This window comes from Bacteroides sp. RTP31139st1_H2_RTP31139_211217 (genome assembly GCF_040227615.1).
GTDB lineage: Bacteria > Bacteroidota > Bacteroidia > Bacteroidales > Bacteroidaceae > Bacteroides > Bacteroides uniformis.
The window spans coordinates 1-11920 of sequence record NZ_JBCNZM010000150.1; the positions used below are offsets into that span (position 1 = coordinate 1).

Below are 11920 nucleotides of genomic sequence, written 5' to 3' on the forward strand. Positions count from 1 at the left end.
TATGTAATAAAGGAAATAAAAATTGTCTCGAACATGAGGATGAACCGCCCTAAACGGTCGGCTATCCTCTAAACATTCAAAGCTTGAAGGAAAAGATTGAACAAAAAAAATAATGCCATGAAAAAAATCAATATTGGAGATTGGGTTACACAATATAGAACGGGTTATTGGAAAGTGAAAGAGTTGCATCCGAAGTACTCACCATTCGATTGTGACAGGTTGCACAAAGGCGAACCAATTGGTGTTGAAGCTGTGCTACAGAAAGCTTTCAACAATACATTCAAATTTAACATGGAAATGTCCACATGTGATTTGTCGCTGTGCCAACATGTAACCAAAGCTGTTATGAGAAAGATTGAAAAGTATTTCAAGGAACATCCTGATGATGAAATAAAATTTGAGACATCACAACTCCCTGTCCCGCCAAACGTTACTGCCATCCACTTGAATATAGATGATGCCCAACGCGATCACATTTCATCGCTATTAAACATTGAGTTACCTAATCTAACATATCCAAAGGTAAAAGAAATCTTGTCCGATAACGGTTTGACAGAGGTTTTGTGCGGAGCAGAAAACACGTTGCTCTTTCTCTACGGATATTCATGGGAACAGAATGAAAATTTTGACATGATTTATTCCAAATACGATTTTAAGAGAAAGTAAAACTCAATGGCAAAATAGCGAAAGCAATTTCTTAATTTACTTATTAAAGTAGTTATAAGACTGGAAGAACATGAGAATGTATTACGTAATCGGGGTTCTTATTACACTATTTCTTGCAAGCTGCGGAGAACCGCCTATGCCGCCAAGCGATGAGGAAATGATACGCCACTTTGCCACGCACGAGGCGGCGTTCCGTAAGGTGTACGAAATCATGTCAGAGAGTTCAGAAGGTAGTTTTCACTACCCGCCACTTTCTCCTGACGGGATCATTATACTTGATTCAATAGAGCAAAGTGATACATCCTATGAATCAAATGACGAACAAGACATCCCGGTATATGGGCTGTTAAAGCCAGACCGAATCCTACTCGACTCCCTGTTATCAGAGATTGGATGCGGTTTTATCCTTGTTGATCGCAGGGAATGGGAAACGGCAGATTCGGTATATGTGAGCCTTTTTATGCCGTACTACTCCCACAGTATCGTAGATGCAGGAACGTCCAAGAGTTTCGTTTACGATCCCGGATTGAGAAGCCGTCGGAATATCCGTATCACCGAACATGGCGACCTAAACGAGATCTACCGCAGGACGTACAACGACACCACGCTTTACAAGCCCATCAAGGAAGGTTGGTACATCGAGTTAGACCATTTACGATAACCTGAAATGATGAACAAAACAATATGAAATCAAGATTGGTATTAAGGATATTGTGGGGACTATGCTGTCTGCTATTGCTGTGGATGGTTGTCAGTGATTCTATACAATTCTCAAAGCATCCGGAACTTTACCCGATAGGTTGTGAAGGATTAGGTTGGAGCTATGAATCTTCCGAAAACTATATCTTTACAAGCCGGGTGGCGATTGGTTGGAGTGCCATCGGCTTTGTCGCATCTGCCTGCTATCGTTTCAAGTATAGCGGAAAAATACTGTTGGTACATTTTGTACTGACACTACTTCGATGTTGTTGGAATTGTATAGTCATTTATGGATAGGGGTTTGCTTTATTGTCCCTAACTAACGATTAAACGCCGGGAAACTTTCGGGCGAGACAGCTCCACCGACCTTAGGGAGAACGTCCAAACAAGCATCCCCAAAAAATGCTTTTGAGCATACCATAGAAAAAAGGAAGACCGAATGTTCTGAAGTTTCTTCCTTATGATATATATTTGTAATTGAGCGAAATGAAAAGATTGCCATAAACAGCGATTGGCTGCCGAACATTATGTTTAGAATGAAGAAACAGGAATATAAAGAGCAAGAACGACATTATTATTTCTTCGACTATCTGTTTTGGTTGGGAGAAATAACATGGGAGCATTATCACAAGGTCAGTTTCAAACAACCCCGTGGGAGTGATATGCTGTGGGCCTGTATCACGTTTTTTATATTCATGCCGGTTCTGACCATAGGCGGTCATTTTCTGGATGACTTGGCATTCGAGGTGTTTGGAGCCGTTCTTCTAATCGTGTTCTCCGTTTCTGTCTTCATGACAGACCGTCTGTTCGGCAAAATATACCCGCCTTCCCGGCGGAAAGCGGTCATGCAGCATTATGCGGGACGCAAGTTCAGTCCCTTCCGGCGCAACCTGTTCTTTTTCCCTCTCTATTTGCTTCTTATTCCCGCAATGGTTTTATTAGGAACTGCTCTGAAATGGATAACTGAAATACTCAAATGACAAATAGAAGAAACATATTCAGCCGTTTTTTCCGCCTGTTGGTGATGCTGCATAAAATTTCCTACGCGCATTTCACGGAATGGAACAATAAAAGGAAGCGAAAGGCATTTGCTGCCGGAATATACTTCCTGAGCATCCTCCCGGAATTCGTCCTGTTGGCCGGCACATTTCTGGCGGCAAGGGGACAAGACGGGTATGTACATCTGGTAAACGTGCCACAAAAGGTTGTTTTCTACGGTCTGGCGAGTCTGGCGGTGCTGCTGTCAGCCATCCCTCTGGGATTTTTTGACGACAAGAAGATATGCAAGGAAGTCCGGCAGGAACTCCGTGAACGTCCCCGTTACTGGAAACGAGCAATAGCAGTCTATTGGGCAGTTATCGTGGCTATGGTGGTGGCGGCGAATATTGTGTTTCCCTCTTTTTCGGACAAGACAATGCCGCCGGAGAATGAGCGGACTGAAGTACCGCAAAGGTGGAGGGATTACCTTTCACTACGTTTTGCCATAGTAGCCCGTCAGGAAACGCCCAATGAAGTCTTGCAGCGTCTGATCGACCAAGACGGGCGCACGACACGCTACGGGAAACCAGTCTATGCCATGCAAGTAAGAAAGGAGGACATGGCTGGAGAGTTCCGTGTAGGGTTGCTGAGCCATGCCACATTCGAGGAAATCAGAGACGGCAGACGAAAATTTGTAGAATGTACATGGGTTAAGGGATATACGCCTGACAGCATTAGGATATTGCTGACCGTTTGGTACGAAATGAAGAAAGTAGAGCTTTGTCCGGTGGACTCTTTGGAATGGACGGAGGATATGGAGTTTTAAGATTTACAGAAACATGAAAAAAGTAATAACGGCCTCCGGCAAATGCTATGGGTATAACGTTCAAGATAAATGTGCAATTTATTTTGAATGAGTATGATGAAAAGTAGAATTTTAAGCAGAAAAAAAATAAAGACTATGAACGATGAAATGTTTCAGAGAATACTTGATGAAATAAAAAGTTCGTCAAAAACGATAAATGTGCTGCCTCTGGATGAAGCAGCAAGGCAGGCAATGAAAGAGAAGTACCGGATCAAGAGCGGTAGCCTGATGGCTGCAATCCTTGAAAACACAGGTGGTATAGTCATTGACAACTGGATAAGGCTGTACGGTTCGGGAGAACTAAACTTTGTCACTAGAAACAGTCTGTTCCCGTTCAACGAGATAGTGATCGGCGAAGACATACTGGGAGGATTGTTCATCTGTCTTGACGACGGCAATATCGGCTATTTTGCCCCCGACTGTCTGGAGATGGAAGATATGGAGATAAAATTTGGACAATTCGTCTATTGGTGTCTGCATGGCGATACGGATAAGTTCTATACCGATTACAGATGGGACGGCTGGCAGAACGATGCTTCGAAACTGAAGAGCAGTGAGGGCGTAGCTTTTTATCCTTTCCTTTGGGCTGAGGCGGAAAGTCTGGAGAGCAGAGTCCGAAAAGTCGTTCCGATGGATGAAATCCTGAGACTTCAGTTTGCCTTTCTGGGCCAGAATGACAAGAATGAGTGAATTCATTGCTATCCTCTGACACAAAGCTGCAAATGCGCTTAAATTCCTCATGATTTTCATGGGAGGGGGATTTTTTGTGTTACGGAAGAACTTGTACCCCAATGTAGTGAACTGACAAAATGTTGCTAAACTATGATTAAAAGCATGGATTTCCATGTGGAAGGCGTATTGTATTACAATAGTGCCAAATTTCTGTTATTATTAACAAATTAAATGTGACCAGTTGGAATAAAATCGGTATCTTGCATTTATAAACAAAATAATGAAATTATGGGACTTGGATTCACCATTCACACTAAAATCAAGGATATTGAAAAGTTTCAACAGACTGTAGAAAGTCAGGCTGTTGAGTCCGGTTATAATGCAGAGCACGATGAATCATCTTCGACGGTAAGTTTTTGCAGGCTGGGCGACTTGTTCCTAAATTATCAACATGAGGGAGAAGGAAATACAGACAACGTCATTTCCGTAAACGGAGACTGCCAGACCAACATGCTTGGTCCCGGCTTCCACAAGGCAGCAATAGAGTTCATCGACAGACTTCAACAGGCGACCCGTACCCGGTTTGAGGTTGAAGACGAGACGGACTATTACACGGAAAGGGACTTTGAGGCCATGAAGAAGAAACATTTTCACAAGTGGCTGGCCAAACTGTTTGAAATCATCCAGGAGCAGAAGGACAAAGGCAGCACGTCTTTGTTATTCTGTTGGGATATCAATAAATATTACCCTCAATCAGACAACGGCATTGTCATTTCACCTTTGGGTTCTTTCTGTCTTTCAGAGGTCGTTAGGCGTATCCGGGAAGAAGGAATCGAATCTTTTGCCGATGATTTCTTCATCTGGAACAATTCGGAACGTGATGCACGTTTTCATAGAGGCATGGCCCTGAATGCCATGTGGGAGGACTGCTATTTCATGCCGTCAGAAAGAAGTGAAGAAGATGCCCGTATCAACGGGTACATCATAAGCGAGCTGGAAACGACAGCATCACTTGACCCGTCTCTTCCTTTCCCCAAAAAGGAATACGAGGAACTTTGCAGACTCCATGGTTGTGTTCCTGTCCCGACTGACGGGATACCGCCCTACGAAACGGAATTTGCCATCGGCTACCGGCGCGGAATTGTCAACCATAAGGTCGGGAAGATCAGGTTCAGCCTACCGGGCAGCTATCTCGAAGATACGGATGAAGGCACCCTCGTCTATTATGATGCGGCTGCAGACAACTGGCACACGGTTAGATGCACCGGATACTCTACCGATGGTGAGCCGGATTTCCTTGATGTGGAAGAGGAAATGATTGAAGAAAGGGAATTTGACGGCGGAAAATACCGCCTCTATGACATGGGTATCGACCAAGATTCAGAGGATGAAGAACCTTATCCCGTTTACAGCTGTCATGCACTGTGTCCCAACCAGTACACCCTCTTCACGTTGTGTGCCTCCCGGTTAGAGGACCTGAAAAAACTTTCAAGTGAATTCCTCCCGACTTTGGTTGCAGACCAGCCTATAGAACCGGAAAAAAAGCAAATCATATATACCGGAGAGAACATGAATGACGAATTGATGGAGCAGATAGACGAATGGCACAAGGCCGAAAAGCATCAGGAAATCATCGATGCACTGGAACAGATTCCGGAAGCCGAACGGGATTTTGAAACGACCGGCTTTCTTGCAAGGGCGTACAACAATATTGAGGAATATGCCAAAGCCGCGGAACTGCTCGAATCCGTCAGGGAGGAAGGCGCTGAAGATGAACGGTGGAATTTCAGAATGGGATATGCCCAGTATTTTCTGAACAATTATCGGGAGGCCCTGGATTATTTCAGCAAGGCAAGGGAACTTAATCCGGAAGATGAATACACCCTGAGTATCATCCGTCAGTGCAATATGCACTTGCCGTTAACCAGACGAGTGAAAGAATTCTGGAACTGGTTTGTAGAAAACGAAGAAAAGCTGTCTGGCATGATGAATCCGAAATCCATGGAGGAAGCTGATGCCTTCATGGAGTTTATCAGTAAAGGAACCAATCTGATATCGGAAGACATGCACTTCAATATCGGAGGTGACCATGAGTTCACGTTCTCGGTCGAAGGATGGCCGGATCTCTTCATCATCTATCCTTACATCATATCCTGTATGCCGGAGTGTCTGAAAGGCAAATGGAAGTTCTTCCCCTTCAACCCGGGCAAGGTCGGGTCTTTCGCATACCGTGTACACGATACCGATGTCGATATGGGCAAGATCATGGTAAAAGCATCCTATGACGAAAAAAGAGAAAACTTCAACATCAGGTATTACGACAAAAATCTTTGTGCCTTACCGGAAGAAAATAGTGACGGAAACTTTCATGTCATTTTGGAACTTGTACTGGGAGAAGGTGTCTCATTCAAATATGTCAATGGTATAGAAAGAGCGTCAGGCATTGAGGAAGGCATGATTGCCTTGTCCGGGTTGAGACAGCACATAGAGGAAACCGTGAAATCCCACGGCCATGAATTCTTCGAGAATCCGAAGGACGTTTATACGGGATATCAACTGACCCCGAAGGAAAGTGATGAACTGCGCTTCGATGTGATAGTAGGATCTACCTGTCTGAGCTCCATCGTAGCTGACTATTATCATGGTTCAACCGAGATATTTGACCATGCCAACGGTTTCGGTGCACAAGCTCTTTACATAGTCTTCCAGAATGGTGCTGGCGAAGATAATATATTGAACTTCCGTCATGATCTTGAAGACAGGATAACAGAAGAGATTCTTGAACCGGGCAATCTCGGTGTGATAACAGGGGGTGCAACCGGAACGGAATACAGCTATATCGACCTGTTTGTCTATAACCAGCAAGTATTTATCTCAACTTTGCTTCCTTTGCTTGATGAGTATCCTGAGTATTCTTTCTACCTTTCCGAATTCTGTAGGCAGGGTCAGTTATGTAGACTTTCAGACAGCGAACCATGGAAAGGAGAAAGTCCTGATGGCATTTCGTACAGTCCGGGAGATGATACATTCTTCAGTCAGATAGAAGAGTGGAATGAGAAGGACGAATACACGAAGTCTATCAGGGCTTTGGAGGCAATACCTGAAGAGCAACAAGACTACAGGATAAAAATGTTGCTTGTAAGTGCATATGAGAATTATGCCATTATCGGTGACAATGATGAAGGAACAGAACGCTGGAAAGGAGACAGAGTTCTACTAAAGGCAATAAGACTTATGGAGACCGTGCGTGACGAAGGTGAGAAAAATGCGAACTGGAACATGCGTATGGCATACGCATACCAATATCTTATGAGACAAGAAGAAAAAGCGATAGAATATGCCAAACGCTGGGCGGAACTTGATCCGGAGGACAGCAGTGCCAAGGAAGTCATCGAAGAGTGTATGGAGGAGATTTCGAAGCGGGAGAACAGTTCAAACGTGAAGGAATCCGATACAGTGGAGCCATGCGCCACAAGCAACACGCATATTGAAACAAGAGAGACTGAAAATATCGAACTAAGGGATAAGAATATGGACAACAGACAGAAAGAAGCAGCTCTGGCTGCAATGATAGCCTGGCTCTCGCACTCGCAGGAGTTGGGACATAAGCCAGCGGAGATCGAGTGTACGGGAACATTCGTACTGCACGATATGACCTACTACATTTTCAAATACAAGGATACCAAGGACAGTGAATGGCTGCTGGGCGTGAATGGTGGATACGAAGGAGACAGCTTGTCAGACTGCGGCCATACCTTCAGTGAGATGGAACCCTATGACGAAAAGACGGCTGTCAAGGATGCTACGGCCCTTGTCGAGATGGTGCGTTCCTACTGGATGGAACAGGCAAAGCAGGCCGAGGAACGTGAGAAAAAGGCCGGCACATTCGTGGGATTCGCCTTGCTCTCCGACAACAGCTGGGACAAGGAAAAATACATCAGAGATCTGAAAGAACAGTGGGACATCACCGCTGAAGAGAAATCTGACGAGGAACGGAACCCCGAGTCACTGGTCTTCGACGTGGGTGACATGATGGCGGCGGTAAGCCTGATGCCTGCCCCCGTACCTAATGGCGAAGCCGAAGAATGCGCGAAGAACAATTACATGTGGTCGGAGGCCGAAAAAACAGCCAAAGAGCATAAGGCTCACATCATGGTTGCCGTTATCGGCAAAGAGGAGTCCCTGATCGAAAGAGGTAAACTGTACGTGAAGCTGTTGTCTGTCTGCTGCCACCAGAAGAATATAACCGGTATCTATACCAGCGGTGTCGTTTTCCAGCCCCGTTTCTATGAAGGCTTTTCCGGAATGATGAAGGAGGATTCGCTGCCTATATACAACTGGATATGGTTCGGGCTTTACCGTACCGAAAAGGGAATCAGCGGCTACACCTATGGAATGGAGTGTTTCGGCAAGGACGAAATGGAGGTCCTTGACGTGGATGCCGACCCGTCAAAGGTGAGAGACTTCCTGGCCAGCATGGCAGGATATGTTCTGGAATACGATGCAGTTCTCAACGACGGAGAAACCATAGGCTTCTCTGCTGTCGATAAACATAGGATAACACGTGGACAGGGTGTTGCCCTTCCGGACAAAGTGACTCTGAAAATCTCATACGGCAGCGAAGACGATGCCGATGGCGGTCCCGATTTCCCGGATGACACGGATGAAGTGATGGACGATGCGGAAGGCCATCTGGAGAAGTTCAAAGAGAAGGATCTGCCGTTAGATACAATTACGGCCTACAATCATCTGGCAATATATCTACGCTGGTGCATGGTAAATGACCTTATGAGGGATGATTTTCTTGAACAGTTCGGAGACCTTGTGTCCCGGATCAAAAGCGGCTCGGCCGATGATGACCTGAGGGTGTTCATAAAGGACAACCTGAACGGGCAGCTTACAAGATTCCTGTTCAATAAACAGGGCCGTGCATTTGCCGACTACTATTATGGCAGTTACTATGGCGCCAACGAAACTCCATTTTATCCCGGAGACATTGACAACCACGCCCTGGATTATTTCGGTCCGGAAAGGTATCATTCCGATGAGTTCAAAGAGGAAGCATACCTGTTTGTCCCGTATGACGAGGATTATTACCAGGCAATGTCACAACGCATAGACAGACGCTTCGCCAACTGGCAGGGGCTGCATATAGACAAAGATACCGTTGAGCCAGACGAACTGGCCCGTGCCTTCATGGATTATCTTGATTGTGAATGCACCTATTTCCCATCCATGAGTGACGATGACCCTATCATGTCAGCCTATACCTATGCCCAACGGCTCGGCGTGCGGGAAGGCTTCATCCCCGTTCTGGTCAATGTCGATGAAGGTTTGTGGGAAAACATAATCGGGAACTCGGATCCTGACAGCGAAAGCTCGGATGATTACACATTCAACCGGGAAAAAGTCAATGAATTCCGCAGAAGGCTGCTTGAGGCTCCTGTCATGGACGGGAAATCCATCCTTGACAAGCTGACCGGGCAGGACAACGATGATATTGATGAAGAGCCTGAAGGCGGATTCGACAACAACCGTTATTCGAGCTACTGGAATACCGATACGAACATGACGCATCCGCTGATCCTTGCCCGTATTCCGGTCACGGAGCCGTGGAAAATATTCGCGTACCTGCCATTCGGCAACTGGAACGACTGTCCTGCAAACCCCGAACTGATGGCCATCTCAAAGTATTGGTACGAGGAATACGGTGCTGTTCCGGGAACCTTTACCAGCGACCAGCTGGAGTATGAACTTCCAGCTCCCGTTCCGGAAGACAGAGCAATGGAAGCCGCAATACAGCAATATGCTTTCTGTCCGGATATGGACCAGAGCTGTGACGGCATAGGCAGTCTTGCCGACACGTTGCGTCAATCCAGAATATGGTATTTCTGGTGGGATTAACCGATTCTTTCACATTCAAAAGCATTTCAATATGAATCAAGTATTTCAACAAGACCTAAATACAAAGGAACTGCAGCCCGGAGGACCTTTACTTATAAACCTTCTGTTCAAGGAACCGGTTGAATTGCCGGATACGCAGAGGGTGGCTGATGTATGCCGGAAGCATTTCGGCAATGTAGAATGCCGCGAAGGTGATGACAAGTCTGTCTTCATCACAGCTTTGGACCACATGGTGGAGTTTGAGGACGGGAAAGCACCCGTGCAGTTCCTGATGACTTCGTGCATGGACTTTGACGGAAAGACCGTGGACGACTTCACCCGGAGCCAGATGTGGGACTGCCAGGAAAGCCGTGACCGTATCCTTGAGGAATGCCGGTACAGTATGCTCGCTACGGACTTCCTTGCCCGCGGCCTGTCTTCTCTGGAACGTGCCAATCTGGAAATGGACTACCTTGAAGCGCTCGCCGAACTGTTCCCGTCCTGCGAAGCGTTCTTCTTCAGCGGCAGCGGGAAACTGTTCGAGGCGGAGGAAATCCGCGGCAATCAGATAGAAGGTCCTGACCGGTTCATCCGCTATGCCGTAAACGTCCGTTTCTTCACGATTCAGGGTTCCGACGACATGCTGGTCGATACACTCGGGATGAACACGCTGTTCCTGCCTGACCTGCAGTACCACTTCCGCGGACTTGATCCGAACTGGATAGTGAACCATGCCTACAACGTGGCTTCCTATCTGCTTACAAGCGGCAACGAAATAGATTCGGGAGAAACCATCGATGGAATCAAAGACGGTGATATGGACCGCAGCATCCAGTGGAAATGCCAATACGAAGACGCGCTGATACAGCCCAAGCGTCCCGTACTTGACATCAACACGGGAGAATATGCAGCCGGGAACAGGGAATGATTTACCAATGACCAATTAACTTGTTGCGTATGCCATTGAACTTGACAGAAGAACAGATATTGCAGCTCGCTCCCGACGACTCATCTGTAAAGGCCGGCAAAGGACTTGCGACCTTGAGCAAATGGGTACTGAAGGAATGCAGCGGACGTGCCGTCTGGGGTCATTGCCAGGGAAGCGGAAAGAATCCCTACCAGACGGTGATAGACTTGAATGACATTGCGTTCAAGTGTTCCTGCCCGAGCCGCAAATTCCCGTGCAAGCATGGGCTTGGCCTGCTGTTGCTGTACGCCCGCCAGCCTGACCAGTTCACGCAGGCGGAAGAGCCGGAATGGGTGACGGCGTGGCTTGCCAAAAGAACGGAGAAGGCCGAAAAGAAGGAGCAGAAAGCCAAAAGCGAAACCCCTGTGGATGAAGCGGCTCAGGCCAAGAGGCAGGAGAAGCGGCACCAGAAGGTACTGGGAGGCATATCCGACCTTGAGGTATGGATGAAGGACCTGGTGCGCAACGGATTCCTGAATGTTCCGGAACGTGCCTATACCCTGTTTGACAACATGGCCCGGAGGATGGTGGATGCCCAGGCACCGGGACTTGCGGGGAGACTGAGAGCCATGGAGGCTATAGACTTCGACTCGGAAAGCTGGAAATCCGACCTGACGGAAAGCATGGGCAGGCTGTACCTGCTCATGCAGAGCTACAGAAACATGGACGGCCTTCCCGAAGAATGGAAGGACGAGATACGCACGCAGATCGGATATCCCCAGTCCAAGGACAACGTCCTTGCCGGAGAGCCGGTGGCGGACAGCTGGCTCGTGCTTCACAAGCAGTCCCGTAAAGTCAACGATATCAATACCGACATCTACTGGTTTTACGGAAAGGAAAGCAGACTTTTCGCCAGATACCTGAGTTTTGCCGTTGCCGGTACCTTTTCCACCGAGAACTGGATTCCGGGCAGTGCCTATAAAGGGGCGCTATGCTTTTACAACGGCACGGGTACATGCCGGCGTGCATTGTTCCGGGAGTCCGTACTCGCGGAAGAAAACTTTGTGCCGGCGTGCAGCCCTAACCTGAAGCAGGCTGCCGCGGTGTACCGCACGGCCATGCTGACGAATCCGTTTTTCGAGGACGTCCCCCTGCTTGTGGATGACGTGAGGGTTGCCCGTAACGGGAAAGACTACACGCTGCTGGACAACGCGGGCAATGCCGTCCGTGTGGCGATGCCCGAGGAAACC

9 protein-coding genes are annotated in these 11920 nt (G+C 47.3%); all 9 read left to right on the forward strand.

Annotated elements, in window-relative coordinates; genetic code table 11:
• Nucleotides 1-117: 117 nt before the first annotated feature.
• Nucleotides 118-666, forward strand: coding sequence for a hypothetical protein (locus ABUA47_RS19165; RefSeq protein WP_009316586.1), 549 nt, complete (start codon nt 118-120; stop codon nt 664-666).
• 70 nt (nt 667-736) lie between these two features.
• Nucleotides 737-1327, forward strand: coding sequence for a DUF4948 family protein (locus ABUA47_RS19170; RefSeq protein ID WP_009316585.1), 591 nt, complete (start codon nt 737-739; stop codon nt 1325-1327).
• Nucleotides 1328-1350: 23 nt separating this feature from the next.
• Nucleotides 1351-1662 carry a hypothetical protein gene (locus ABUA47_RS19175; protein ID WP_081032677.1) on the forward strand — a complete coding sequence of 104 codons (312 nt, stop codon included), beginning with the start codon at nt 1351-1353 and terminating at the stop codon, nt 1660-1662.
• Between the two features lie 239 nt (nt 1663-1901).
• Nucleotides 1902-2345 (forward strand): hypothetical protein, encoded by a 444-nt coding sequence (locus tag ABUA47_RS19180; protein ID WP_018665640.1) that lies wholly within the window; start codon nt 1902-1904, stop codon nt 2343-2345.
• Nucleotides 2342-3169 (forward strand): hypothetical protein, encoded by an 828-nt coding sequence (locus tag ABUA47_RS19185; RefSeq protein ID WP_224241386.1) that lies wholly within the window; start codon nt 2342-2344, stop codon nt 3167-3169. The genes ABUA47_RS19180 and ABUA47_RS19185 overlap by 4 nt, the downstream gene beginning before the upstream one ends.
• Nucleotides 3170-3304: 135 nt before the next feature.
• A complete protein-coding gene (locus ABUA47_RS19190) occupies nt 3305-3898 on the forward strand; it encodes a DUF2625 family protein (RefSeq protein ID WP_009316581.1) in 594 nt (197 codons plus the stop codon).
• Between the two features lie 270 nt (nt 3899-4168).
• Nucleotides 4169-9784 carry a DUF4253 domain-containing protein gene (locus tag ABUA47_RS19195; protein ID WP_117515205.1) on the forward strand — a complete coding sequence of 1872 codons (5616 nt, stop codon included), beginning with the start codon at nt 4169-4171 and terminating at the stop codon, nt 9782-9784.
• Nucleotides 9785-9815: 31 nt separating this feature from the next.
• Nucleotides 9816-10691, forward strand: coding sequence for a DUF4261 domain-containing protein (locus ABUA47_RS19200; RefSeq protein ID WP_009316579.1), 876 nt, complete (start codon nt 9816-9818; stop codon nt 10689-10691).
• A gap of 29 nt (nt 10692-10720) precedes the next feature.
• The coding region (locus ABUA47_RS19205) for an SWIM zinc finger domain-containing protein (protein WP_349831906.1) at nt 10721-11920 on the forward strand (1200 nt) is incomplete at its 3' end.